The sequence below is a fragment of the Micromonospora sp. CPCC 205558 genome, assembly GCF_036902955.1.
Taxonomy (GTDB): Bacteria; Actinomycetota; Actinomycetes; order Mycobacteriales; family Micromonosporaceae; genus Micromonospora.
Window position 1 is genome coordinate 67,344 of record NZ_JBAKHR010000020.1, and the last position, 26,320, is coordinate 93,663.

General features: G+C 66.8%; 20 protein-coding genes and 1 pseudogene. 8 read left to right on the top strand and 13 right to left on the bottom strand.

Annotation, left to right across the window (positions count from 1 at the left end):
* Positions 1-78 precede the first annotated feature (78 nt).
* Positions 79-645, bottom strand: a complete 567-nt coding sequence (locus tag V6U86_RS22360) for a hypothetical protein (protein ID WP_334506048.1) — start codon at positions 643-645, stop codon at positions 79-81.
* 130 nt (positions 646-775) lie between these two features.
* Between V6U86_RS22360 and V6U86_RS22365 the strand changes: the two genes are divergently transcribed.
* Both V6U86_RS22365 and V6U86_RS22370 read left to right on the top strand, forming a co-directional pair.
* Positions 776-1,345: a hypothetical protein gene (locus V6U86_RS22365; protein ID WP_334506050.1), complete on the top strand. Its 570-nt coding sequence runs from the start codon at positions 776-778 to the stop codon at positions 1,343-1,345.
* An 88-nt stretch (positions 1,346-1,433) separates the two neighbouring features.
* Positions 1,434-2,111, top strand: a complete 678-nt coding sequence (locus tag V6U86_RS22370) for a hypothetical protein (protein WP_334506052.1) — start codon at positions 1,434-1,436, stop codon at positions 2,109-2,111.
* Between the two features lie 701 nt (positions 2,112-2,812).
* Here the strand turns inward: V6U86_RS22370 and V6U86_RS22375 are convergent.
* The gene (locus tag V6U86_RS22375) at positions 2,813-3,433 is read right to left on the bottom strand and encodes a hypothetical protein (protein ID WP_334506054.1); all 621 of its coding nucleotides are present in this window, start codon (positions 3,431-3,433) and stop codon (positions 2,813-2,815) included.
* Between the two features lie 191 nt (positions 3,434-3,624).
* Here V6U86_RS22375 and V6U86_RS33430 point away from each other — a divergent pair, with 191 nt between their 5' ends.
* The 4 genes and pseudogenes from V6U86_RS33430 to V6U86_RS22390 all read left to right on the top strand — a co-directional run.
* On the top strand, positions 3,625-3,930 hold the full coding sequence (locus V6U86_RS33430; protein ID WP_442934988.1) for a transposase: 306 nt from the start codon (positions 3,625-3,627) through the stop codon (positions 3,928-3,930).
* A gap of 61 nt (positions 3,931-3,991) precedes the next feature.
* Entirely contained in the window at positions 3,992-4,318 is a 327-nt protein-coding gene (locus V6U86_RS22380; RefSeq protein ID WP_334506056.1) for a hypothetical protein, read from the top strand.
* 346 nt (positions 4,319-4,664) lie between these two features.
* A complete protein-coding gene (locus V6U86_RS22385; RefSeq protein ID WP_334506058.1) occupies positions 4,665-5,516 on the top strand; it encodes an IS5 family transposase in 852 nt (283 codons plus the stop codon).
* Positions 5,517-5,534: 18 nt separating this feature from the next.
* Positions 5,535-6,283: pseudogene (locus tag V6U86_RS22390) on the top strand (IS5 family transposase); the annotation flags it as partial.
* Positions 6,284-6,871: 588 nt separating this feature from the next.
* Here V6U86_RS22390 and V6U86_RS22395 read toward each other — a convergent pair.
* The 3 genes from V6U86_RS22395 to V6U86_RS22405 all read right to left on the bottom strand — a co-directional run bounded on the left by V6U86_RS22395 (position 6,872) and on the right by V6U86_RS22405 (position 18,053).
* On the bottom strand, positions 6,872-13,219 hold the full coding sequence (locus V6U86_RS22395) for an RHS repeat-associated core domain-containing protein (protein ID WP_334506060.1): 6,348 nt from the start codon (positions 13,217-13,219) through the stop codon (positions 6,872-6,874).
* Positions 13,220-13,435: 216 nt separating this feature from the next.
* Positions 13,436-16,216, bottom strand: a complete 2,781-nt coding sequence (locus V6U86_RS22400; RefSeq protein ID WP_334506062.1) for a LamG-like jellyroll fold domain-containing protein — start codon at positions 16,214-16,216, stop codon at positions 13,436-13,438.
* A 904-nt stretch (positions 16,217-17,120) separates the two neighbouring features.
* On the bottom strand, positions 17,121-18,053 hold the full coding sequence (locus V6U86_RS22405) for a hypothetical protein (RefSeq protein WP_334506064.1): 933 nt from the start codon (positions 18,051-18,053) through the stop codon (positions 17,121-17,123).
* Between the two features lie 357 nt (positions 18,054-18,410).
* On the opposite strand from V6U86_RS22405, the gene V6U86_RS22410 reads away from it, so the two are divergent.
* The gene (locus V6U86_RS22410; protein ID WP_334506066.1) at positions 18,411-18,662 is read left to right on the top strand and encodes a transcriptional regulator; all 252 of its coding nucleotides are present in this window, start codon (positions 18,411-18,413) and stop codon (positions 18,660-18,662) included.
* Between the two features lie 145 nt (positions 18,663-18,807).
* Here V6U86_RS22410 and V6U86_RS22415 read toward each other — a convergent pair whose 3' ends face one another.
* From V6U86_RS22415 to V6U86_RS22440, 6 genes are all read right to left on the bottom strand, one after another.
* Positions 18,808-19,245, bottom strand: coding sequence for a hypothetical protein (locus V6U86_RS22415; RefSeq protein WP_334506068.1), 438 nt, complete (start codon positions 19,243-19,245; stop codon positions 18,808-18,810).
* Between the two features lie 22 nt (positions 19,246-19,267).
* Positions 19,268-20,404, bottom strand: a complete 1,137-nt coding sequence (locus tag V6U86_RS22420; RefSeq protein ID WP_334506070.1) for a tyrosine-type recombinase/integrase — start codon at positions 20,402-20,404, stop codon at positions 19,268-19,270.
* A complete protein-coding gene (locus V6U86_RS22425; protein ID WP_334506072.1) occupies positions 20,392-20,703 on the bottom strand; it encodes a helix-turn-helix domain-containing protein in 312 nt (103 codons plus the stop codon). Before V6U86_RS22425 ends, V6U86_RS22420 begins: the two co-directional genes overlap by 13 nt.
* Before the next feature lie 177 nt (positions 20,704-20,880).
* The gene (locus V6U86_RS22430) at positions 20,881-21,600 is read right to left on the bottom strand and encodes a hypothetical protein (RefSeq protein ID WP_334506074.1); all 720 of its coding nucleotides are present in this window, start codon (positions 21,598-21,600) and stop codon (positions 20,881-20,883) included.
* Entirely contained in the window at positions 21,569-22,120 is a 552-nt protein-coding gene (locus V6U86_RS22435; protein WP_334506076.1) for a DNA cytosine methyltransferase, read from the bottom strand. Before V6U86_RS22435 ends, V6U86_RS22430 begins: the two co-directional genes overlap by 32 nt.
* Positions 22,117-22,410 carry a hypothetical protein gene (locus V6U86_RS22440; RefSeq protein WP_334506078.1) on the bottom strand — a complete coding sequence of 98 codons (294 nt, stop codon included), beginning with the start codon at positions 22,408-22,410 and terminating at the stop codon, positions 22,117-22,119. The genes V6U86_RS22435 and V6U86_RS22440 overlap by 4 nt, the downstream gene beginning before the upstream one ends.
* A 108-nt stretch (positions 22,411-22,518) precedes the next feature.
* Between V6U86_RS22440 and V6U86_RS22445 the strand changes: the two genes are divergently transcribed.
* The gene (locus tag V6U86_RS22445) at positions 22,519-23,322 is read left to right on the top strand and encodes a class I SAM-dependent methyltransferase (RefSeq protein ID WP_334506080.1); all 804 of its coding nucleotides are present in this window, start codon (positions 22,519-22,521) and stop codon (positions 23,320-23,322) included.
* A gap of 623 nt (positions 23,323-23,945) precedes the next feature.
* On the opposite strand, the gene V6U86_RS22450 is transcribed toward V6U86_RS22445, so the two are convergent.
* Complete coding sequence (locus tag V6U86_RS22450) at positions 23,946-24,944, bottom strand: DNA methyltransferase (RefSeq protein WP_442934989.1); 999 nt, start codon at positions 24,942-24,944, stop codon at positions 23,946-23,948.
* A complete protein-coding gene (locus V6U86_RS22455; protein WP_334506082.1) occupies positions 24,928-25,863 on the bottom strand; it encodes a hypothetical protein in 936 nt (311 codons plus the stop codon). The genes V6U86_RS22450 and V6U86_RS22455 overlap by 17 nt, the downstream gene beginning before the upstream one ends.
* Positions 25,864-26,320 lie beyond the last annotated feature (457 nt).

Consider the following 26,320-nt stretch of genomic DNA (forward strand, 5'->3'; position numbering starts at 1 on the left):
CAGTTCAAGGCCGTTCAGAGCACCCTGCTGCTCCCAGTTTGCTCCCCCTGTCCGGGCCCGGCACCGCCTCCTTGTTAGTCACAGGCAGCACCAGCAATACAGATCCTCGCCCGCGTCTCGGGCGCGCTGAGCAAGGGCGGCAACCTTTTCGATGACCGGCAGCATCTCTTCGTCAGACAGTGGCCCACTCCACGCCAGTTCCTCGATCCGCCCCCATTGCGCCGACAACTCCCGCACCTGGGCGTTGCTGATAGCGGCGAGGGTGTCCCGCGCGGCCCGGTCCAGCGACATCAGCCATGGCCCCTCCTGCTCGTCCCCGCTCCACAACAACTCAAGGTCGACCAGGCTCACATCCCAGTCGACCTGTCGAACCAGGCTCACAAGCTTGCCGAGGGTCACGGTCGGCTCGATGCCCTTCAGATCAACCACATCCACAGCTAAGCCGCCGCGGCTGGCAGCGAACGGTCCGCCCTCGTAATCCTTCATCAACCTGACAGCCGCAGCGTCGTCGTTGGCCCGGAAGTAGTCGTACAGCACACCCATGGCACGCACTTCACCACAGGGATACGACAGCGGGTGCCCCCACATCCGGGGTACGTCAGGATGCAGGTCCAGCGCCTCAATGGCGGCGCTGCCGTGGTGCATGGCAGGTGACGATGTCCCATGGCCCCCAAGGCGACCGCCAGCCAAACGCCGCAGTTATCGTGTCCGACGTGAACCTCGCGGATCTTATGATCGACGCGGCCAGTACAGATTCGGCGGCCTGAACGCGCGGGTGGATGTCCAGCTGATCGGGCGGGTGGATGGGTTCCGGGTGGTGGGCTGGATCGTGGGTATCACGTGGCGCGAGTCGCCGGAAGCGCTGGTCGGGCTGCTACTCCAACACGGCCTGACTCCGGACCGGGTGGACAACGTCGAGACGGCGTGGAAGGCGTTCCGCGAGTTTCTTGCCCAGCCGATCGACGGCTTGGAGCCAGGGCCGGACAGCGACGCCGACGGCTTCACTGTTCAGTGGGGCCGCTACAGCTGGCACGACCGACTTCCCAGCCTGAGCTTCACCCGACAGTTCGCCGTCGACGTGCGGGGAACCTGGACCGAGACCGACCGGCACCAACCAGAGATCTGGCAGGTGAGCCTGGACCTGGTCTTCCCAGACACACCCGCGCTCGCCGACCTAGACCAGCTCAACGTCCAGGACACCGGGTTCAACTTCAGTCCACCCGGTCCAGAGCGAGACCATGCGACCGGCGAAGCAGAGTCGCAGGCGCAGCACCACCCAACATTGCAAGCACTTTGGGCGAGCACCCCCGTGCACAGCGCCGTCATGCTGGACCGCGCAGACTAATCAACCGAACACCTCAGCCACGCCCGGCTACGGATCGCCGACCGTCCGACCCACGCTCACATACGCATTATTGACCTTCCGTAAGCGCGTGACCCGTGCCCTGTGCGTCGGGTTGAATACCGCGATGATCACCATGGAAGCGGTAATCGCGGTACCCGCGGTCACCGACGGGTCACCGCCGCCTTGGCCGGTGGCAGCGATGGCGCCCGGATCGTGGTTGGCGCTCAACGCCGGCTGCACCGATGACCAGGTCGGGCTGTTCGTGGCCGCGCTCGCTGGCCGGATCGAGGTTCAGCCTCCTAGCGGCCGCGATGAGGTCGTGAACGCGCTGCTGGCCGAGGAGTTTCTCATCGCTGCCGGCGGCCTGCAGGTCCGCGACCGCACCATCGGGACGGTGGTGACGCCAGGCTGCTGTGCCGGGCTCGAGGACTGGCGCGACTGGGCCCAGGTGTTGATCGGCGACTCGCCGTGGTTGGGACATGACCCAGGTCCCGAGGTCGAGGTCGTCAACGACGATCTGCGGGTGTGGCAGGACGGCGGCGAGAACCGGTACCGAGGCCGATGGGCCGGCATACACGTCGACCTGCCACACGTTGCGCTACCCAGGCTACTGAACGACGTGCACCGGGCCCTGATCGGCTTCCTCGAGGCCCTCACCGGATGGGGCACGCGAGTCGGACTGCAGCAGCGCGGGACCGCTCTGGTTGAAGCGATCGACAAGAACTTTGCGATCACAGCGCCGTTGGACGTACAGCCCTTCCGCTAGCGCTGCCATCGGCAAAACCACTCGACCAGCAGCCGATCAGGACCGGTGACCCTGGCGCCTCAGCGGGCAAGTGCGCGACGTCAGGTGGCCCCAAGCAAGTGGTGTCAGCGTGGCGTGGCGGCGTACTCGGCTGTCAGGTACGAGCGATAAGTGATCACCGCGGGGCGAAAAGCCGCAGCCAGCGGTGGGTGCAGTTGGATGCCGTTCAGGGCCGTTAAACGCTGTTCGACGCCGTTCAGTGCATCCGTCTGCTCCCATCCCGCTCCCCAATCTCGGCACGACACCGCCGGCGGCTGACCGGCGGACACGGTCTACTGACGCCCACGCCGGCACCGTGTGGTTGCCGAATGCGCCGGTGTCGGGCCAGCTGATGCGAAGCGGGCACTGCCTCCCGCGTCACCGCATCCAGCAACTCCCAACCCGCTCCGGGAGGGCGTCCGTCAGCCAACTCCGCGACCTGACCACAAGCGCGGCCAGCAACGGCTGCTCCGCGCCTGGTAACCCGTCGACTACAGGGCCAACGCGACAGCCGACGGCGATGTGGGCCTCAAGGCGCACATACCCCGCAGCCCTTCCGAAGGATGGCATCGATCCAGACCTCGCGAACCCCCGATCGCCGTCGCCGGGACCGCGTCTGGTTAGTCAGCAGGGCCGATGCCCTGAGGCACCGCGCACTCTCGGTCGCATGCCCGGGCGGATCCTTAGACGCAACGCGTAGTCGTGCAGTTGAAGACCCGGGCGATCGAGCGCCCATGCTGTCGCTGCCGCCCCGACCCGGTACCGCCGAAGCGGCTTGCCCGCGACGGTTTCGATGTGCGGTGAGGTGACCGCTTGCAAGGCCTTCCAGGCATGCCAGCCAGAAGGACGAAGTCCCGCCGTACGTAGTCGGCTTCGTCTTCAGGGAAGGACTTGAACGCCAGCCTGCCCGGCGACAGAGCCTCGAGCCGTTCGGCCGTTGCCCGGTATCGACCGCCGGTAGAGGCGAGCACAGCCTCGTCCGTGGTCACAACGGAGGTGCGCAGGTACTGGATGAGGGGACCCACGGTTCCGCCGTCACGGCCGAGCAGCCGCAAGAACGCCTGCGTGCGGTCGTGGCGCATCGCAACCGGCAATGAGTCGTGCAGCATGATGCTCCGAGCACGCTGATCATGGGTCTCCCACTGCCCAAGATCGGCAATAGCGTGCCCCAGCGCCTCGTCGAATACCGCCTCGTCCTCGGGCAGCATGAAGGTGCTGACCTGCTTCGAACGCGACCCCGGTTCGAACATCCGGCCATGATCGCAGACGCTCCCCTGCTCCTGACAGCCACGCGCGTAGATCATTTCTGGTCACTCGATGTCGTCATAGGACCAAAAAATGTCCCCTCGGCGAGGCTGTCCATGGCAACGCCGATCCGGCCGGCACATCGTCCAGACGCCGCCACGCGACGAGAAAGACTTCAGCGACAACATCACCGACGTCAGACGCACCCACCCGGCGAGCGACGTAACGCCACTTGGCACCGATCTTCTACATGGTGCGGTCGGGGCGCCCGTGGCGGTACCTGCCCGCTGACCGTCCGCCGCGGCGGACGGTGTACTGGTACTTCACTCGCTGGGAAGAGGCCGGGGTGACGGAGAAGCTGTTGGCCACGCTGCGGGTGAAGGCTCGGGTGCAGCAAGGCCGGCAGCCGGAGCCATCGGCGGGGATCATCGACTCGCAGATCGTGAAGGGGCCGACATCGTCGGCCGAGACAGCCGAGGCTACAACGCTGGGAAGAAGATCAACGGCCGGAAGCGGTTCATCATCACCGGCACCCTGGGCCTGCTGCTCACCGTGACCGTGCTCGCCGTGAGCTGGCAGGACCGCGACGGCGCAAGTCCGCCCTGCTCAATGCCGACATGATCATTCCGATCCGGCACGTCTTCGCCGACCAGGGCTTCACCGGCCGGCTGGTCAACTGGACCCGCGAGACCCTGCGCACCAGGCTGGCGATTGTCCGCAAACCCGCCGATCAGCGCAGCTTCGCGGTCCACCCACATCGGTGGGTCGTGCAGCGCACCCTTGCCTGGCTCGCCGTTTACCGCCGATTGGCCCAGGACTACGAATACCACCCCGCCGTCTACGCAGCGCTGATCCCGTGGGCCGCGATCGCCGGCATGACACGCCGCATGACTCGCGGCCAACCTGCACGCCGTCAAGCCCGCCGCACCTTCACCCGCATCTGAATAACCCCCATCTCAAACACGCTCTAATTGAACGTTTGCTTCACCTTCGCGCCAGTAGCGGTCGATTTGCGTCTCGGGCCTCGATGGCGCAAGGTGCCCGACCTGACCGAGAAAGGGCGCATCCCGGTCGATTAAACCCTGACCGGATTCAGAGCATTCGGCCCCGCGATCGTGTCTGATTCACTTTCACTCCGACATCGACGGACATAAAGTCCGTCACCTCCGCGTCCTCGCGCCGTACGCCTGAGAGGGTGGTTCGGTAGCTTTCATCCATTGTGGGTTTGGGTCGGCATGTGAATGTGAGCCGTGGTCGTAACCGGTGGGTCCGGCCGGCGTTGGGCTGATCATGGGTGAGCGTGCGGCGTATCCGAGTGACCTGACCGATGAGCAGTGGGCGGTGGTGGGTCCGTTCCTGCAGGCGTGGAAGGACCGGCATCCGTCGGTGTCGGGGCATCAGGGTCGCTACGAGCTGCGGGAGATCGTGAATTCGATCTTCTACCAGAACCGGACGGGTTGTCAGTGGGCGTACCTGCCGCACGATCTGCCGCCGAAGTCCGCGACGTATTACTACTTCGCCCGGTGGCGTGATGACGGCACTGACCAGGTGATTCATGATCTGCTGCGTTGTCAGGCGCGGGAGAAGGCCGGCCGTCGGGAGGATCCGACCGCGGTGGTGCTGGACACTCAGTCGATTCGGGCGGCCAACCACGTCCCGGCCGCCACGACCGGCAAGGACGCCGCGAAGAAGGTGCCGGGGCGTAAACGGGGCCTCGCGGTCGACGCCCTCGGGTTGATCATCGCGGTGGTGGTCACCGCCGCGTCAGTCACCGACAACGCGATCGGCGTGCGGCTGCTGGACAACGTGGTGGCGCACACGCCGACGGTGACCAAGGCGTGGGTCGATGCCGGGTTCAAAGACGACGTGCAGATCCACGGCGCGGTCCGAGGTATCGATGTCGAGCAGGTCCTTCGGTCCGACACGACGGCCGGGTTCGTGCCGCTGGCACGCCGGTGGGTGGTGGAGCAGACCAACGGCACGTTGATGCTGCATCGCCGTCTGGTCCGCGAGTACGAAAGCCGACCCGCCTCCGCGGTGTCACGCACCTGGTGGGCCTCGACGGCGAACCTCGTCCGCCGGTTGACCGGCACCGCCACCACGTCCTGGCGCGACCAACGGTCACGCAGCCGACGCTGCTGACCCTGCTCACCGAACGCGAGACCGCCGCCGGCCTCACCCACCCACGACCTCCGCGACATCTTCAACGCCATCCTGTACGTCAACCGCACCGGCATCGCCTGGCGCTACCTACCCCACGACTTTCCACCGCATCGCATTGTCTACGGCTACTTCGCCGCCTGGAGCAAGGAAGGCATCTTCACCGAACTGGACTACCAGCTCACCGGCCTTGTCCGCGACCACCACGGCCGCACCATCGAACCCACCGCGTCCATCATGGGCAGCCAGAGCGTGAAGACCTCCGCCAACGTCCCGCTGTCGACACAGGGCATCGACGCCGGGAAGAAGATCGTCGGCCGCAAACGCGGCATCATCACCGACACCCTCGGCCTGCTCCTCGCCGTCATCGTCACCGCCGCCAGCGCCAGCGCCAGCGCCAGCGACAACGCCATCGGCATGGACCTACTCGACCAGGCCACCACCACCTACCCCACCCTGACCAAGACCTGGGTCGACGCCGGCTTCAAGAACCGCGTCGTCGAACACGGCGCCCCTTCGGCGTCGACGTCGAAATCGTCACCAAAGACCCCCAAATCAAGGGCTTCAGCGTGGCCAAACGCCGATGGGTCGTCGAACGCACCCTCGGCTGGCTCATGCACCACCGCCGACTCGTCCGCGACTACGAAACCCGACCCGACAACTCCGCCGCCATGATCACCATCGCCATGATCGACAACCTCACCAAACGCCTCACCACCGAAACCACCCCAACCTGGCGAGACGACTAAAACCACCACACACGCAAAATACGTGAATCAGACGTCCTCTAACTAGACGCGTGATCAGACCGCGGTTGTATCAGGCTTGTGAACGACAGCGCGTCATCGATCCTGCCGATCTAGAAATCACCTACTTCGCGGTCGATCCGAGTCCAAACCGGTCTTCGAGCACGGCCGCGTGATGGTGTGGGTCAGCCACCCCGACTCCTGCCGGCTCGAGCGGCGCTTCGGCGGCCGGGATAGCGACAGCACAGGCTGCCGGGTCACGGTGATCTGAATTCCCGCCCCGCTCAGTGGGACGAGCGGGGCGGGAATCGTGGGATTTCCTGCCGCATCAACTTTACCGAGAATCCGCGCGGCGATTAGGCCGTTGGATATCAACCGAATTACGGATTCTTATCCATGGTCGCTCGTACACATTCCAGCCAGTCCGTCCACGCGGCCGGATCGGTAGGTTTCCCATCCGCCTCGAGGGTAATATCACCCAATAGAGTGAGTAGATCATCCCCCGCTCGATTAGCGAATTGCCATATAAACTTTGACATCGCCTCGAATGCTTCACGTTCATTCATGGAATAGCTGCCCACGGAAATCTCCCTAACGGGGTGTGATATTCAATCCACCATTGGTGATAGTGGTACCATTCCTAACCTCGGCCCAGGCCTGCGTCCCGTCAGGGAGAATCTCAAAATATTTTTCCAGTGTACCGCCACCATTCGGGAGTTCTATCCTCGAACGAAGGTTCTGCGGCCTGATTGCCCTCTGAATCATTTCGCGATTCCCCGGCGTATCTACCTTGAGGTGCCCAGGATGGCCATCTCGGAAGATATGCGTTGTGTTTGAGCGGAACTCCGGCGCAGCCTTAATGCCACCGAACTGACGAAGCGCTGCCAGCCCGCCTCCTCCGATCATCGCACCGGTCGCGGCCATTTGGCCCTCACCTAGGGCCGCCTCAACCAGGCAGAGAGGGCAAGCAATCGCAGCGAGGATCGCGGCTCCGAGGATGAGGTCCTGAAGGGCGCTTCTCTTCGGCAGTAGCGGATTTTGAACGTCGCAGACGAGTGGGTCGCCGCCCATTATCTCCGAACACACCAGGACATAATTCTCGCGACTTTGGGCCGCCCAGTCGGTTACGTCGCCAATGGTGAATGAGTTGGAGCCGGCGTAGCCTTTAGCTTTTAGTAGGGCCTTGTACTTGTCGTTTATGGGGAAGCTTCCGGCGCGGATGTCGTTGATGGTTGGCGGCTTGACGGGCTTTGCGGCTCCACTTCCGGAGCACCGTGGCCAGCAGTCTTGATTCTTGGCCTTCTCGTCACGGTTGCCCTGCTCGTTACCGTTCTGGTAGTCGGGGCAGGAGTGGATCAGGCAGTCGGCGTCGATTAGGCCGCTGGGGTCGCTGAATGTCGCGGGGTTGTTGTGTGAATAGGCGTAGGCATTCCATTGTTGTGGGTCACTGGTGTTCATCAGGGGATCAACGCTGATGAAACGACCGATAAAGGGGTCGTATTCTCGGGCGCCGAGGTGGGTCAGGCCGGTGGGGTCCTGGGTGCCTCCGACGAAGCCCTTGTCCATGCCGGCTGCCCAGGTGCCGGTGGTGGCGCCTCGTTGTTCGCCGTAGGGGAGCGTGCGGCGTTTGGCTATGGCGAGGGTGGTGGCGTTGATGGTGAGTTCGGCGGTGCCGTGATGGTCGCTGGTGATCCAGTTCAGGCCGGCGGCGGTGCGGATGGCGATGGGTTGGCCGGCGTGGGTGTAGTAGCGGGTGGCCTTCTTAGTGGTGCCGCTGGTGGTGTAGCGGACTTCGGCGCCGCCGGGGAGGTAGAGGGTTTTGCCAGTGGCGTCGGTACGGATAAGGCGGTTGCCGTCGGCGTCGTAGATGTAGCTGGTCGTGGTGGAGTCGGTGGAGCTGGTGACTTTGCCTTCGCGGTCCCAGGTCAGGGTTTGTGTGGCACCGGCGGTGGTGGGTCGAGTTTTGGTGTTGCCGGCGTTGTCATAGGTGTAGCCCCGGGTCCAGGTGCCAGCGCCGCTGGCGCTGACGCTCGTGACGGCGTGCGGTCGGGCCGCGCCAGGGGCTGGGTAGGTGTAGGTGAAGGTGGTGTTGGTGCTGCCGTGCCGGATATCGGTCTTGCGGTTCCCGTCGAGGTTCAGTGTCCAGGTGCGCCAGTACGGGTAGGCGGAGCCGTCGATCTGCGTCCAGGCGGTGGGTTTGGTGGTGCAACTGCCGCTTTCCGGGGACCATGCCTCGGTCATTCGGCGGAGGTAGTCGAGGGTGAAGCATTGGTGGTCGGCGACGCCGCTGACGGGGGTGTCGTGGATTTCGGTGATGTTGCCCGCGGGGTCGTAGCGGTAGTTGTAGTTGGCTGCTTCGGCCTTGAGTTCGGGTACGACGTTGGTGCTTTGGAGGCGGCGGGTGGGTTCGTCGATGGTTGAGGTGACGACGACGCGTGAGCCGTACGCGCCGAGTTGCCGCTGGGTTAGCTGGCCGAGCTTGTCGTAGTTGACGGAGTAGACGTAGATCTGGGAGGCCGACAGGAGGGTGCCTGGGTCGCCGACGTCGGTGTAGCCGATCGTCAGTTTCTCCGAGGGCAGGTCGGCGGCGGCGGGCATGGTGACCTGGTAGGGCTGGCCGTTCGCTCGGTAGCTGGTCGTGGTGGTGTAGGTGCAGGTGTTGGGGGTGGCGGCGGCGCACAGGGTCGACTCGCTGGCGGGCAGCACGACGGACGTGGTGGTGGGTCGGCCGTAGGCGTCGTATTCGTCGATTCGGGAGTCGTAGCGGTTGCCGTTGGCGAAGCGTGAGGCGGACGAGATCTTGCCCTTGCCGTTGGGCCGGGTGTCGTACACCCAGTTGCTGCGCAGAGCGCCGGTGACGGAGTCGTCGCGCATGCTGATCTTGCGGCCGAGCTCGTCGTAGGTGTAGGCCGTGGTGGCGGTGCTGGTGCTACTGCCCGTCCCGGTGTTGACTTTGGTGGTTTCGATGTTGCCGGCGGCGTCGTAGGTGGTTTCGGTGGTGCCCTTGTCGGGGTCGGTGGCCTTGATCTGGCGGCCGCGCAGGTCGTAGGTGTAGGACCAGACGTTGGCGCCGGTCGCGTCCGTGAGGGTCTTGGCCTGTCCGAGCAGGGTGTAGGTGTAGGTGGTCTTGTCGAACTTGGTCGTGTCATTGCTGCCGACGTCGGCGGGGTTCTTGTACTGCCGCAGGACGGCGGTTCGGTTCTGGGCGTCGGTGATGGTGGTGGTGGCGGTGCCGCCGGCGGGAGGGGTCATGCTGACACGGTCACCGCCGTAGGTGGTGGTGGTGCGCCACTTTTCCGCGCCGTTGGCGAGCAGGATCTGCGCGCGTTCACGCCCGGCGCCGTCGTAGACGGACTGGGTGATGGATGGGATCTGCCCTTGTGGCCGTCCCAGCGCGCTGTCGCTGACGGCGGCGTTGGTGACGTCGTGGTAGGGGGCTGACGTCCAGTTGGTGGCGCCGAGACTGTTGGTTTGGGTGTCGGTGATCGTGCGGCCGCCGCCGGTGGCTTGAAGTTGGTTCTGCCGCAGCCGCAGGAAGCCGTCGTACAGGTTCACTGACTTGCGGTACGTGGTGCCGGTGGCGAGTAGTGCCTCGGTTGTAACGGCCGTCGGTCCGCCGCTCTTGCGGACCTTGTACGTGTATGTCGCGCTGGGAGTCTGGGTGCTTTTGTCTCTGCCGGGGATCCAGGTGCTGGTGAGCCGTCCGAGTCCGTCGTAGGCGAAGTCGGTGACGGCTCCGTTGGCGTCGGTGATTTTCGTCGGGGCGCCCCAGGCTGGCTCGGCCCGGGTGGTGAGAGTGTGACCTTTCGGGTTGGTCACGGTGGTCTGGGTGACGAGGCCGCCGTTGGCGGTGGTGTAGTCCGTGGAGGTGATGTAACCCCGCGGGTCGGTAGCTGCCTTGATCCGGCCGTTGGCGTCGTAGGCCGTCGTGGTGGTGCGGACGTAGACGGGTGTGGTGCCGGTGAACTTGTCGAGTACCTCGCTGCGGACCACGTTGCCGCGGCTGGGCGCCTGCCCGAACGAGGTGTCATCGACGTAGCTGTCGTAGAACAGGCGCGTTCGATTCAGGACGGTGCCGGGAGTGGCGGGGGTTGGCGCGTCGGCGCAACGGATGGACAGCGTTTCGGTCTGCGCGACCCGATCGATCATCCAGATGCCGTCGTCGCTTGTGGCGTCGTTGCGGGCGTAGGTGGATCGGGTGCACGTGTCGTCCGCGGTGGTGGACTCGTCGCCTTGGTCCTCGACGGCGGTTGGCAGGCCGTCACTGTTGAAGCTGGTGACGGCCTTGGTGTACCGGAAACCGCCTGCGGCGAGTGCGGTACGGCTGCGGGTGGCGGCGGTGTCGATCATCCACGCCCGCGTGGTTATTTTGTCGCGGGTGCGGGTTGCGGTGGGTCCGTTGATCCACGGGTCGTTGCGGGTGGAGTACACCTCCGCGCCGCCCTTGCCGTTGTAGGTGATGCTCTGCAGCTCGAAGCCTTGCAATGCTTCGTGGTCTTCGATTCTACCGCCCCAGGAATCGTCGACCCAGACGTCCTTGACGCCGCTTGTGGCTTTGTCGCCGTCGAGGCCACGCAGGTAGCGGTGTTCGACGGCGGTTTGCTGTCCGGAAGGGTCGCCGTGTCGGACGGTGGCCTTGCCGTAGCCGCGCCAGTCACTCCACGTGCGGTACTTGTTCTTGGTCAGCTCGTCGGTGTTGTACGCCCAGGCGGGGGTGTCGTAGTCGTACTCGGTGACCTCGGTGGGCTGGTCGGTGACGGTGTCATCGAGGTCGATGCGCGTCACGACGTACTTGTGGAACCAGTCCAGGCTCAGTTCCTGGCCTTCGGGCGCGTAGTAGGAAGGCATGCACCGCTTGGTGTTGCTGGCCGGCGTTGGAAGGGTGTCGCGGGTGCAATCGGGTCCGGAGTAGGTGACGATGATGTCGCCGCCGGTTTCGGTGTGCACGGTCTTGATGCGCCACCGGTTCAAGTCGGAGCGCTGGTCGGAAGGCCCGTCGACGCGGTTGGGCAGTGGTAGCGATCCGGTGTCGAAGGTGATCTCCGGATGGGAGACGGCGGCGCCATCGGCGGTGGTGACGTGACCAGTGCGGGTGATGCCGCGCAGCCACATCGGGGTGGACTCACCGGTTCCGGCGTTGATGAATTCCTGTCGCAGCGACCATGAGTCAACATTGGCGTAACTGGTCGTGCCGTTGCGGACCTGCGTGGTGACCTTGGTCAGCCGGCGCGTGGTCCAGAAGGTCGGCGCGCCCTGCTCGGTACACTGGTCCCCGCTGTCGCAGTACTGGTCCCAAGGCGTGTCGAACCACTGCGCCTTCACCGGGTCGGATGTCCATGCTGCACCGGTCCAGCAGTTCGACATGCACCGCTCGGCGGTGTCGAACACCACGCGCAGCGGCGCGGCCTGGGCGTACTCGGCGTCCTTACGCATCCCGTATTCGATGCGTTTGAGGTAGCCCCCGCGGTCGTACGTGGTGCGCTTGGCGGGGTCGTTGTCCTTGGCGTAGGCGCCAGACTCCTTGCCATAGAAGTAGGCCATGGTGTTGGAGTTCGGGTCCACGACATAGTCGAGGTTCCACCGCCACGCCTCGGTGCAGAAGGCGTTGGCGAAGGTGGCGTCGTAGCAGGGCTCGTTAGCGTTGTTGCTGTTGACCGGGACGGACCACACCGAGTCGGTGACCGGGTTTCCGCTGATCCAGTTGGGCAGCTTGTGGTAGCCGAAGAAGTACTGGGTGCCGTCGGTGGTGGTGACCTTCCAGTATTCGTTGTCGTTGTCGCCGTTGTCTCGGGCGGAGCTGGCGAGTTTCTCGATTCTCGTGCCGTCGTCGTTGCGCAGCCGCCACACCGACCCGTCCTTGATCAGTTCGCCGGAGTGGCCGCTGAGGGACAGGGTGGCGTTGTCGCTGAACCAGCATTGGTCGCCCGTTCGGTGATCGGGGTTGTCGTCCGCGCACGGCTGGTACTTGCGCTCGATGAAGCCAGGCCAAGAGTCCCAGCCGTCACCGATCCAGGAGCCCTGGTTGTTGGTCAGCGCGGTCTTACCGTCGATGCTGCCCGAGGAGTAGGAGAGCCCCAATTCGGGAGCCGGTCCACCCAATGCTGGCGGTACTTGGATCGGGTAGGACCATGAGAAGTCGCCGCTCTGGGTCGACACCTGCCACTGGCCGGCGGGTGACAGGCTGGACGCGGTGTAGTCACCGCTGTCGCCGGACGCGCCTGCTTGTATGGCGAGCAGCATCGGCGTGCGGCCGGCGAGCGACACGTCGGCCGACAGCACGCGTTCAGGTCTGTCGTTGATCGTCGGCACGCCTGAACGCTTCTGACAAGCGGGATGCTTCGGAGTGGTCAGCACGCACGCGGGGATCGCGACCATCCGCAGGCGAGATGCCCAATCGCCGCCATAGGCGTCAGCGAAACCGGCGTAGTCGACCTGCACGCTGGTGCGCCCGGTGCCCGGGTTGCCATCGGCTCGGCCAATCGACAGCAGCAGACCTTGCACGCCGGCCCTATCGGTGGTCACACGGTCATGCAGGGTGACCTGGGCGGCGCTGACCGGGCTCCCGGCGCGGTCCGTGTCGCTGCTGGTGGTGGGGGTAGATATCGTGACCGGCAGCACGCCCGCGCGAGCCCGAACCGGCCCGGTCATACCCGCCCGCGTGCTGGCGGCCCTCGCTGCGGCGGCTTGCGCCTGGCCGAGGTTCGCCGTTCCAGTACCGGAAGGCCAGGTGATCTTCTTGGCCTCGGTCGTCACGCTCGATGCGGCATGCGTGGAGCGACTTTTGCCCGGCACCGCGTCATGCACCGGGACACCGGTGGCTTCCTTCGGCGTCGGTGCCGTCCATTTCGGTGCGGCCTCGGCTCGCTGTGCTGGCTGCCCCAACCCGCTGACCACCACGGCGATCGACAGACCGCCGGCAAGCAACGCCGATCGCCACACGCGCCGATTGAACAAGCCCACTCGCGCTCGACCGGAACCAGTTCCACTCACCAGAACGCTCCCCATGCGGTACAGACGACAGACTCGACCGGCGTTGGCCGGTGTCTTGCCAAACCCTGCGATGGGTGGCAGCGCCACCAATCGTTGGTGTTGCGCCGGCTCGCCGGCTGTGCCGCCACGGCCGGTGTCTCCCGGGCCGTGGCGGCATCTGGTTGGTTACTGCGACGCTTGTTGACAGATCTCCGAGTCCGACAGGACTCTCTGGTAGGCGCGTACATCGTCGATGTCGCCGCTGAAGTCGTGCCCGATCCTGAACGGTGTGGTGGCCGACCAGGAGGGCGGCGCGGTTGCCTCGGTGACCTCACCTGCGCAGGAGTTCGGGTCGCCCATCACGTAGACGCGCATCTTGCCGGTGACGCGGTCGTAGCGGCCGGCCACGTGAACCCACTCCCCGTTGGTCGGTATGCCGACGTTCTGGCCCGCGCAGGGCGCGACCTTGCCGGCGCTGGCAGTGTCCGCGCTCGACAGCGTGAAGCACCAGCCGCCTCGGCCGCCGTTGGCGTCTTGGCGGTACTGCAGCTGGAACCGCGACATCGAGGACCCGTCCTGGGTAAGGAACGTCTGCAGGGGGCGTGCCGAAAGATTGCCCGGGCGCACCCATGCCATGACGGTGAAGCTTTTCGTCGTGTCCAGGCCCGGCCCGCTCGTCACCATGCCGTCCCCGGCCGCACCGGACACGTGCAACGCGTTCTTCAGATAACCGGGCACAAAGTGCGCCCCGCCGGTGAGCGTCCCAGGATTGCGCGCGGTGAAGCCGCTTCCTGTGTCGGCCGCTGTCTTCGCCGGGTCTGTCTCGTCGAACGTCCACAGCGAGTACGCATTAGGGACGGGAGAGACCCAGAACTGGTAGTCGTACGTGCTGCTGGTGTTGCCAGCGCTGTCCTTCGCCTTCACATGAAGCGTGTGGACCATGTCAGTGGCCGGGGTGTAGGCGGCCGACGCCGACGTCGTGGTGGTCGCGCTTCCGCCATCGATGTCCCAGGTGTACTCCGCGGCTCCGGCGGCCGTGAACGCGAACGTTCCCGCCGTGCCCGGCGTGGCACCCCAGGACTTGAACGGATACTGGGTAGAGGTCACGTTCGACACCGTCGGCGGAGTGTTGTCGATCGTGAAGCTGTACCAGGAACCCCAACCGCTCCACAGTCCGGCCTCATCCATGCTCGTCGCGTGCCAATAGTAGGTGACCCCGGCCACCAGCGACCCAGCCGGCACCTTCGACGTAGCGACGCCTGTGGCATTACCCACCGTTGTCACGGAGGCGAAGGGCATCGTGGTGCTGCTGACCGCGATCGTCCCTGTCAGGCTCGCCGAGGTCCGGATCTCGAACGCGGTCCCCAGCACACCACCGAAGCGGTCCTGCACCTGTGCCCGCAAAGTCGGGGTGAAACTACGCAGCACCGCGGGTGACGCGCACTGCCGGTAGCAGTCCGTTGTGGTGGTGAACGCCAAGCCCACAGGTGGGTTCGGCTTCACATCGAACGTGGCCACCAGATACGTCCTGTCGGTGAAGAACTTCTTCCACCGGTCTTGAGCGCTCTCCCACTCATTTTCGGGATTGCAGGCGCACAAGCCCACCCAGTAGGAACTGCTGCTACCCACCTGCGCCCGCACATCCTGCAGCAGGCTGCCACCTTCGAATACCGCGTCGGAGTTCTGCTGCTGCGACCCGCACCCGCCAGCCTCGTTGGCGTTGCCCTCCCAGGAATCCAACCAGGTGGCCGAGGAGCCCAGAGGATACGAGGACCAAGCGAGCCGGTTGCCGCTGGACGCCGTCCAACTCCCGGTGCGATACAGGTGCACCCAGGTGGGTTCACACGACCAGGAGTGATCCAGCTTCATCAGAACCTTGGCGGTCAACACCGTCGTGTCACTCATCGCCGAGGTGTCGAAGCTGAAATACGAACGGTAGCGAGCACCCGAGTCCGGACTCAATCCCACCCGCGCAGCGCTGGTGTCGTTGTTCTCCCCGTTACTACTCGCATACGCCCACTTCGATCGCAGCTTGCTGAACGCCGGATCGATGAACAGCGGGAATGCCGCCGGCGGCGCCGCCATCATGTCCGCGTCAGGCGTAAGCGTGAGGTCGCTGCCGGAGACCGCCACCTCTACCGGCGCTGACGCAGCCAGATCCCCGGGACGCTGCGGGGTCGAGACCAGATCGGACGGTCCTGGCACCTCAGTGCCGGTCTCTGCTTGAGGGACATCCTCTGGGCTTGCCACGCGTTCCTGCAGGCCGGGTGCGGGTGTGGAGGCCGAAGAGTCCCACATCACCGCTGGCGACGCCTGCAGCAACTCCTTACCCGACGCTTCGGCCAGACTCAGGCCGCCGTCGGCTGTGCGGGTGACCTTCATGTCGCCGCCCAGGCCGTAGCGGACCTGGCGCAACGCCGGATTAGTCGCCGCCAGCGGGTTCAACACCTCCAACACATGCCGGAACCCGGCCCGATCCGCCGTGACGTGCAAATTCACCCCCGGCAGGACGCCGTCGTAAATCGCCGTCGCCCCATTCACCCGAGGCACCGGCAGCGATCCTGGCCAGCTCAGCTCGAACGTGGAAGCGCCTTCACGCCACGTGACCAGCGCGCCTGAACCGCCACCGGAGAACGTCATGTCAGCCGTCGACGCCACCGGCGCGAGTCCGCCAGACACAGACCGCAACGCTAGATCGATGTCTGCCCAGGTGCCGTCTTTGCGATGCACCCGTTGCGGCACGACCGCCGACTCCAACCGCCCCACACCTGACGCGTCGACGAACACCTGCGTGGTTTCAGAGCGCTCGCCGAGCACCTCAACGCTCTCGCCGCACTCCGCCGCGAGCAGCGCCGCTGCCCGGACATCCTCAAGAACCAACGTCGAGCAATCCGCCGGGGCCGCAGCGGCCTGACCCGGTGCCGCCATCAGCGGCACCACCGCGCCAGCGCTCACCCACAGCAGCACAGCCGCGAACGATCCGAGCCCGCCGCGACGCCTGCTACGCCTACGCGGCTCGGCTTCGAAGCGGAGATATGCAGCAACCACCCAAGGCCCCCGTTGATCACACCCAATGAGTGGCCGAACTGTAGGAGCCCTGACAATCGCCTGTAAAGATCAATCACAACTTGAAAGGATCAAAGGGACAGCAGGACATCTGTCCGGCAGCAGCCTCACCTACAGTGACTCGTTCCGCAGCCGCTGCTGTTCAACTCGTGTCGTAGCACCTGATCGTCTCGTCCGCGGTCGGGCGGCAGCGGGCCGACGCATGCGTCCTTCTGGCTCTTGAGCCTCGCTCCTCATCGGTCCGCTTCGCCCCGGGCCGATTCGTGGGGTGCTCGCTGATCGACATGTGCGGACGCCGCTCTTCTGCCTCCGCGGAGCGCCAACGCTGACGCCTCCGGATCCGCCGAAGAGGTCCCCAGCCTGAAGGGCCTGCTCAGAACGTTACCCGTGGGATCGGTGTCTCAAATGGCGGAACCGCGGCGGACTCCAGCAAGCTCACCCGCAACGCTCCACATCGACTTGCAGCACGGCTACAGACGTGGCCTTAGACGAACCGAGCGCCGGCCGGCGCCAGCTATCCAGGGAGCAGCAACGCCTGACCACTTCGAGCCCTACTGGGAGGTCACGCCGCACCGCTCGATCTCCATCACCGCAGGTCAAAGCGCCTCGCCTCTGTCCGGCCTCGGTGAGCACCTGGCGGGCGAAGAACTCTTCGCCAACCTGCCCCCAATCTGCTCCCAGTTGCAAGGCCAAACTAACCAATGGCTCCATACCGCCAGGACCTGCGCACACTCCCCTGCCAGGCCACATATGGCGCCGTCAACTGCTGCTCAAAACCGCAGAGGTACGCTAACGGGACGCTGCATCAGATGCCGAGCGCTGCCCGCAGCCGGTGAACGCGGTAGACGGCCATTGGGTTGTCGCCCACGTCGTTCCAGGGCCATCGGGTCACCCGGCCCCGCATCAAGACAAGGTGTGGCCTGGCCGATCTCCGGTCGCCTATGACGCTGAACCAGGCGGCGGCGTAGTTGTGAGCGAGTATCTCGCCGGGCCGCTCGCAGCTTGCCAGATTCATCCGAGTCGACGCCTGCCGGGCGCGTTCGAGAGCGTCGACGTCCTTCCGCAGGGGCGTGCCGGTGTTGTCGCGGCGCCAGCGTTCGAAATTCGCGATGTGGATCAACGCGTGAGTCGGGGAACCGACGGGATGGCCGTCGGTCCACTCCCGCGCGCACTGTGCCGTGAAGGCGGCGGAATATCCCCAGTGCGGAGTGACGGACATGACTGCTTGATAGTGCCCGCGAAAGTGGTAGGGACTGCGCTTGGCCAGCTCCTCGCGGCGTTCGCCGGTACGCTCCGGGCCGATTTCCAGCCCTCGCGCCAGCTGCAGTAGCCACACCCAGGGCGATGCGTCCGCAGGCGCCAGCGCGGCCGACGCCTGCAGCAGCTCCTGGGCACGGTGCAGACCTTGGTGGAAGCTCGACATCTGCTCGCTGCGGGTGTAGCGGGCAAGAGCCCCGCCGCGTAACAGCCAAGCCCGTGCGACTTCCAGCGCGCCCCGCAGCAGGTACGCGGTAGCGTCTGCTCCGAGCGAGGCGATGTACTGCTCGAAGTGGGCCGGGACAACGGTCTTCCATCGCCCGATCAAGGTCTGCACGGCAACTTCGACGCGGTCTGACCGATCTTCGTCATCGGATACGCCGGCCGTGATCGCATCCATCAGGCCGGGCCAATCACCTCCGCGGGCCGCGGTACGCACCGCCAGCAACTCAGGTCGGCCGTAAGTGATGTCAAGTGCCATGTCACCTTGCCCCAGATGGATCCACGCCCGGGATCGTGCCACATCGAACGTAGTCCGCCGAGGCCCCCCTACCGGGCTGATTGGGGTAGGTCCGATCGAGGCGGGCGGCGGCCGTTGTTACTTCTTACGCTAGAGACGACCCTGGTCGACACGAGCGCGTCGTTGAGAATGCCGGTGCGGAGGAGCTTGGAGAAGAGGAGCACCGCACGAGTGCACTGATCCCGCAGGTACCACGGCCCAGGCCGGGGACTATCAACGCCGGTTGAAATTCCAACCGGCGTTGACACCCGGCTGGTCGCGAGGGTGGTTGATGCCTTCGTCGTTCTCGCCCGTGTGGGTTGCCCTTATCGTCGAGGCATGCCCCACGAGACCATCGAGTCTGTCGCTCGTTCCCGTGCGATCACCGCGGCGGCGGTTTTGCAGCAACTGGTCGATCTACGCGCCTACCCTCACCGGCATCTTGCCGTGGTCGCCTACGCCGCTGGCGGCGACAACATCAGCCAGGCTCTCGCGGCCGCCGACTACCTCAGCCACACAGGATGGGAACTCGTCACTCTAACGGAGGTGGGGGGCGGCCGGACGCTGCACGCGGTCATGCGACGCCGGTGAGCCAGCGGGGCAAGGACAGCGGGCACGGCTGTTCGGTTGTCGCGAGCAGCCCGGCGCCCAGTGCGGATCCACGACTGATCGGGCTGTCATCGCGGATTGTCTTCCTGGGTCAGCGCTGCCGCAGCCGGAGGACGGATCCTCGGCTTCATAGATCATCGGGCCACCAGTGTGGGTAGAGGCTTTTGCCGTGGCCTCGCGGGCATCGCCCGTAGCCGGTGCTGGAGACGTTCCAGTGGTGGTAGCAGTAAGGGGCGTCGCACTGGCCGCAGAATCCGGCGTCGTCGTAGAAGCCCGCGGAGGTGACGGCGGCGTACCGGTACGGCTGGGTGAAGGCGTCAGCGATTCGTTGTGCCTCTGCCGGGTCCACCGGTCGGCCGAATCCGTCGCCCGCCACGATCCCGGAGAACAGTAGCCACCATTGCTGGCCGCTGTGGCGCTGTCGGGCGGCGGTGTAGGCGTTGCGCTGCGGCGGTGTCCAGCGCTGCCAGTCCACCGGTTGGGAGGCGGGTGCGACGAGTTCGATGTGGGCTGCCGGGCGCCCGCACACCGCGCACGGAGGTTCCGCGACGAAGGCTTGAGGCATAACTCTCATCCTCCCCTGTTCGTTAGGCGACCACGCGCAGTCGTCGGACGGTATCGCTGGCATGGTCGGGCTGGGTGGTTTCCCATCGACGTTGCAGCGCGTCGACGACGGTGGTGATCATTGGCTCGGTGACGTGGCTGTAGATACCCCGTACGCCGGGCAGGCGGTGGCCGAGGCGGCGGGCTTGGGTGATCTCGGGGATGCCGTCCTCGATGAGCCAGGTCTTGTGGGTGTGGCGCAGGTCGTGGAAGTGCATGCCGGGTAGGACCGGCGGGGTGCCTCGTTGAGGGTTGCCGGCGACGGCGGGGGTCCAGGCCCGGCGGTTGAAGTTGGAGCGCCGCTGGTGGTGGCCGCGGGCTCCGGGGAAGACGATGTCGTGGGGTTGTTCGGCGAGGAGGGTGGTCAGGAGGGTGGTCAGGAAGCGGGGCAGCCGGATGTGGCGCACCGAGTCGTTGGTCTTGGGTGGGCCGAGGAACAGCTTGCCTTCGATTTCGTGCAGGGCGCCGACGTCGGGGTGGACGTGGATGCTGCCGGTGGTGAGGTCGACGTTGTCGCGGGTGAGTCCGGTGAGTTCTCCCCACCGCATGCCGGTGTAGGCGGCGGTGAGGATGAGCAGCCCGTCGCTGGGGCGGGCTTGGCGGGCGACGATCGCGGCGACCTGCTCGGCGGTGGCATGCGGTCGCTCACCGCGGATGCCTTTGGGGATCCGGATTCCCCGGCAGGGGTTGAAGGGTAGGCGTCGGTCTTCGACGGCTTCTTGCAGGACCATCGACAGAACCATCATCACGTCGGCGACGGATCGTGGCGAGAGGCGCTGGCCGAGGGCGACGGCGAGGGTTTTGACGTGTTGTCGGCGGATGTCGATCAGCGGCAGCGGGCCGAGGGCGGGCAGGATGTGCAGCCGTAGGTGACTGCGGTAGGCGGCCCAGGTCGCGGGGCCTGCTTGGTGGGTCGTTTCCCAGATCGGAACCCAGTCGGCGAGGGGGATTCGTCCGGCGCGGGGGTCGATGTAGGTGTCACGGGCCGCTTCGACGTCGATCTCCTTGGCGCGGATGACGGCGTCGGCGCGCAGGTCGTGGGATGAGTCAGTGGTGACGGTTCCGTCGGGCATGCGCAGGCGCACGCGGAATCGGGTGCCGCGCTTCTCTACCCAGGCCATGGCGTGGTCTCCGTCCGGTTGGTGTCAGGGGTGGTGATTGACGCGTGGCTGCCGGGGCGGGGCAAGTCGCCGGTGGGGCGTCGGTGGCGTCGGGTAGTACGCCGGCCGGTGGGGACTTGCGCGGCGGCGGCGATGATGGCGGCGAGGTCGGCGGCTGAAAAGCGCAGGTGCTTGCCGAGGAAGGTGCAAGGGATCTGGCGGCGGCCGGCGCGGCGGCGCAGCCATGACTCCGGCACGCGGAGTCGGGCGGCAGCTTCGGCCGGCGTATAAAGCCGCGGGTCCTGCTCGTCGTGGCTCACTGTTGTCTCGTGAGGGGTGGGGGCGGCCGGTGGTGGTCGGCGTCGGGCGCGGGGCTGGTTGGCAGGCATCGGTCGACTCCCGAACGTCGGAGGTTCTGGCGGTTGGAGATCGGGGTGGTGGCTCGTCGCGGACGGTGTGTGGGTGCGCCGCGACGAGCCACCGCCGGCTGGCAGGGGCTAGGTGTGCTGGCAGAGCAGAAGTCGCAGGGCAGTCGCCGCTTGGGCGGGGACGACGCCGTTGCCGAGGACCCGCAGTGCGGCGGTGCGGGGCAACCCGAGGGTGGGGTCGGTAACCCAGTGGTCGGGCAGGCCCATGAGCCACTCCACGAACGACGGCGCGAGGACGGGCTTGCCGTGCCGGCCGGTTTGCGTGGGTTCGGGCGCGGGGCGGCCGAGCAGCAGCTCCCAGCGGGCGACGGCCGGGGCATAGCCGCCCCACCGCTGCTCGTCGGGCTGCCCGAGGGCGGCGATGGTGGTGCGCAGGTCCGCGCCGCCGTCGCCGTGGTGTCCGGGGCCGCGCCCGTCGGACGCGCGCGGGGTGGGCAGGATCCGGGCCGGGACCCGCACCGCCGCGGAGGCGAGGGTGAGGTCTCCTTGGGAGCCGCGCTGCCCTGGGCAGCCCTTCTCGCCGTCGGTGGCCCTGGGGGTGGGCAGCAGCACCTGAGACAGCGGGGGCCGGAACCCGGCGCCCGCGCGTCGTCCGGGCGTGCCGGTGTCACTCGCTCTCGGTGTGGGCAGCAACCGTTCGGCGTCGGTGTGCGCGTGCTGAACGGTGCGCTCCGCGGTGGTGGGTAGGAAGCCGTGCGTGGAGCCCGACGGTTCGATGAGGTCGGGCAGGCCGTGCTGGTGGCCGGGGCCTTTGCCGTCACGGGCGCACGGTGTCGGCAGCGTCCGCATCTCCTCTCGGGCGTGACGTGGGTGTGGCCAGCAGGAACAGCCGGTCGCGGCGGTGGGCGGCGCCGATGTCGGACGCGCGTAGGCATAGCCAGCTCGTGTCGTACCCGATCGTGGCCAGGTCGGCTTCGACGACGTCGAATCCTCGCCGCCGGAGGGCGGCGACGTTCTCCACGAACACGAGCGGCGGTCGAAGGACGCAAACGGCGTGGGCGACGGCACTCCACAGGCTGGAGTGCGTCCCGGTGATGCCGGCGCGCTTGCCGGCGTTGGAGATGTCCTGGCAGGGGAACCCGGCGGTGAGGACGTCGATGGGCTCGACGTGGGTCCAGTCGACGGTGCGGATGTCGCCGAGGTTGGGTGCGCCGGGCCAGTGGTGGGCGCAGACGGTGCGGGCGTGCCGGTCGGTTTCGGCGTACCAGGTGAGCTGGCCGCCGAGCACCAGCTCGACGGCCATGTCGAGGCCGCCGTAGCCGGTGCACAGCGATCCGATGCGGGGGGCGGTGGTGTGGGCAATGCTCACGTCACCTCCCCGCGCCCGGCGTCGCCTGTCACCGGCTCGCCACTGGGGCAGGACCAGGGCCCACAGCCGGGCGCGTGCCCGGGTTGGGGACGTGGGCGCAGTTGTACCTCGTCGAGCGGCATTCGCTGCCGGTGCAGGACGAACTGGCCGCGCAAGGGGTGTCCGTCCGCGGTGGCCCGGGCGGAGCCGTTGCGGATGGACCGGTCGAAGGCGACGGCGTCGGCCCACTCATGCGGGCTGTGCTCGCGCAGGGCGAACCAGAAGCCGTCGTCGTGGAACGGGCACGTCATTGCGAATTTCCGGTAACGATCGGCAGGCGGGCGAGCTGCAGCGCCTCGGCGAGCCAGGCATTGAGAATTGAGTGCCTGCCGTAGGAGCGGCACTCGTACTCTCTCTGGGTGAGCGAGAGCAATGACTACGTGAGGCTGCGCGAAACTTTCAACGAGGACGCTGAACGGTATGACCGTGCGCGGCCCCGGTACCCGGCACAGATGTTCGATGATCTCGCTGCGGCCGGCGTAGCGCCCGGTGCAAGAGTGTTGGAGATCGGCTGTGGCACCGGGCAGGCGACCGTGACGCTGGCGGAACGGGGCTACCGGATCGTGGCCGTCGAGTTGGGCGCAGACATGACTGCTGTGGCTCGGCGAAACCTTGCCGGCTCCGACTCGGTGGAGGTGGTGACGGCAGCGTTCGAGGAGTGGCCCTTGCCTGCGGAACCGTTCGACGTGGTCCTTTCCGCGACGGCGTTTCACTGGATCGATCCGGCCGTGCGGGTGTCGAAGTCTGCTGACGCCTTGCGTCTCGGTGGTCTGCTGGCCACCGTGGGAACCCACCACATCGCCGGTGGCACCTGGACCGAGGCGTTCTTCGTTGAGATTCAGAAGCTTTACGAGCTCTTCGATCCGTCGACCCCACCGGGCCTGCGTCTTGAAGGTGCTCAAGACATTCCGGAGGACGATCGGGAGCTGACCTCGTCGGAGCGGTTCGGGCCTGCGAGCTTCTACCGATACGAGTGGGAGTTGCCGTATTCGACAGCGGACTACCTGGATCTGCTGTTGACCTACTCCGGCCACCGTGCCTTGCCGGACGCGCAGCAGAGCGCATTGCTGAACTCCCTCGCGCGGCTCATCGACGTCAACTACGGGGGCCAAGTCGTCAAGCGCTACCTGACTGAGCTGAGGGTCGCCGAACGCGTCCGGTGAATCGCTTCTATCGGTAGCGGTCGTCGGATTCAGCAGAGTGCACGGGCATTCGGCCGGCGGCGATCCGTCGGCACCTGTTCCGGGCGTAGGTTGGGTTGCGATGAGGCAGTCGGTACGTCGCCAGCCGACGTCGAGCAGCGGGTGCACGTTGTGCATATAGGCGACGTCGGAGTCCCGGGACCGACCGATCTCGTCGAGGCTGATTCCGATCGCGACCTCTGCCCGGACCCGTGCCGGGACTCGCCTCGGGTGCGGGTAGCCCAGCCGGCGCCGCACCTCAGCCTTGATGGATTTGATCTTGCACTCGGAGGTGCGCTGCCGGCGGGCCATACCCCGCTCACCGTTGGGGCCGAGGGTGAACAGGGGCATGGAGGCGAACCGGTGGCGCGGGTCGAGCGCGTCAGCACGGATGTCACCAGCGCTGACCCGCACCACCTCGACTCCGGCCTGCTCGGTGATGCCGGTCAGGCGGTTCAGGTGCCGGTAGACCGCCGCCGGCTCCCAGGAGGTGTCGGCGAAGATCGCCGCCTCGAAATCGGGGATCCCGCCTCGGGCGGCGAGCAGCAGGAGCGTGGAGCTCTGCACGCCGGCGCCCAGGGACAGGTAGCGGTGGGTGGGTGGGCTCACGCGACCACCCCGGATCCGTCCTCAGCCGAGATTCGCGTCTTGGTGAAGATCAGAACGTCTTCGTGGGCGATGAGGTGCATCGGTACCCCGGACGAGCGGGCCTTGCGGACCTGTTGGAGTTGGAAGAACGACGGGCGGGCGACGAGCCGCCCGTGACGGACGGCGGCGAGGAGGGCGACGCACCGCTCGGTCGGCACGAGTCCGGCGCGCAGGCCGGCGGCGATGACGGCGCTGGGCAGGTCGACCAGCTCGCCGCGTTTGCGCCACGGGCGGGCGGTGACCACGACAGTGCCGCCGGGTCGTAGCAGGGTGGCGCAGCCGCGCAGGATCTCAGCGAAGCCGTCGGTGAGACCGGTCAGGTCGCGGTAGGCAAGGTTGCCCTTGTCCTCGCCGTCGTTGTACCGGTCGTCGTACTTGACGACCCCGTCCGCGCCCGGGCGGACGAGGCCGTGGACGGTCGGCCCGTACGGCGGTGAGGTGACCACCAGCGCCACCTGCCCGGTGAGGGCCTTCGGTACCAGCGACATCAGCCGGGTCGCGTCGCCGCGGATGACCGACGCGCGTCCGCTGGCACCCTGGTCGTGGGCGTGGCGGATGTTGGCGTCGGCGATGTTCGACCATTGCGGCTCGTATTCGATGCCGAAGGCGTCGCGGCCGGCGTGGACGGCCTCGACCAGGGTGGTGCCGATGCCGCACATTGGGTCCAGGACCAGGTCGCCGGGCTGGGTGTAGGCGGCGATCGCGTGGGCGGCGATCGCGGGCAGCATCCGGGCGGGATGCTTGACCGACTCCGGCACGTAGCGGCCGCGTCGCTGGACGGGGCCGGTCGACTGGGCGGTAGCCCAGACGGACAGGCCCTCAGGATCGGCGCGGTGGCGGCCTTCGTAGTCGCGGTGCCGACCCGGGTAGTCCTCGCCCACGGCGGAGCTGTTGGGGTTCGGCTCGCTCGCGCCGGAAGAGGATCCCGTAGTGGTGTGCTCAGCCACGGCGCTCACCGCCGTCGCGGCCACGGCGCCGTCCCACCCCAGCCGCTGGAGTCGGGTGTGGAGTGAAGACCATCAGGTCGGCGTGCACTCGCAGGTGGGCGACCGACCACTGCTCGGGGTTGGCGTGGGCCAGGGTGAGCAGTTCCTCGTCCGCGCCGTGGTAGTAGATGAACTGGTCGCCGTCGGTGTCGGCCTCGACGGCGACGATGTGCTGCAGGTAGCCCAGTCCCGCCGCGGAGGCGGCGGCCACAAGCGGCCCGAAGTCCTCCGGTGTGGTCTGCGTACCGGCGGGGACGCCGACGACGAGGACGAGGCAGCCGCCGGGGCGCAGCAGCCGCGCGCAGGCAGCGAGGAGCCAGGCGAGGCGGACCCGGGCGGTCGTGCCAGCCTCGTGCAGCGGCCAGCAAGCGACCACCAGGCTGGTGGCGGCGTCCAGCGGTCCGTCCTCGGGCGGCCGGACGACCACAGTGTCGGCGTCGGGCAGGTCGGGGTCGGTGAGGTCGTCGCCGAACCAGTCGCCCAGCTCGGGCAGGTCCTGCGCGTCGCTGGCCTCCGGCTCGGCGGGCGTGGTGAGCGGATTGGTTGCGGTCGTGGGTGCCGGCGGGCCGGCGGTGGCGGGTCCGATGATCAAACCGGAGCTGTCGGTGAACCAGGCGCGGTGATGCTGGCGACGCCCCCGGGCGCAGATCGGTGCGAGGACGTGGCCGGTGGTGAGGTCGACCACCGCCTCCCCGGGCCGGCTGTAGGCGGCGACGAGGCGGTAGGCCAGACGGGTGGGCAGGCTGGCGTGGGGGTCGGCGTTGGTACGGGCCGTGCGCCAGACCGTGATCGGAACCGGCGGGTCGCCGACGATCAAGTCGATGAGAGTGGAGTCCGCCGGCTCGCTGTGGTCGTCCTGTTGGTGTGGGTGCGGCGTGTGCTCGCTCATGTGCTGTCGGCTCCGCGCCGCGCCGTGAAGCGCTGACATCCCCAAACCGGGTTTTGTGAGCCCCGGCGAACACTTGCCGAACCCACAACCGCTCACAACGCGCGACCCGCAGCGGCTGGTCCCGGTTGTTCTCGTCCTGTCTGGTGCGCGCGACATGACGGCGGCCATCGGCAGGCGCCCTACCGCGACGGGACCGGCTACGTCCCTACTCGCGTCTGTCAGTGACGCTGGCTCAGTGACAGACGGCGCTGACGGTGCCGGCGCCGGTTGGACAGAACCCGTCTGGGCGGCGACGTGGACGTGAGCGTTGACCCGCAGTGTGAGAGGTTGCCAAGCGTCGTGTGCCGGGCCGTTGTCATCGGCGCGGCATTGCCTGTCACAGGGTGCGGGATGTCCAGCGGTGACAGCCTGCCTGCGACTGTCATCGGTACGCCGGCAGTCCGCGCGGGCGTCTCCG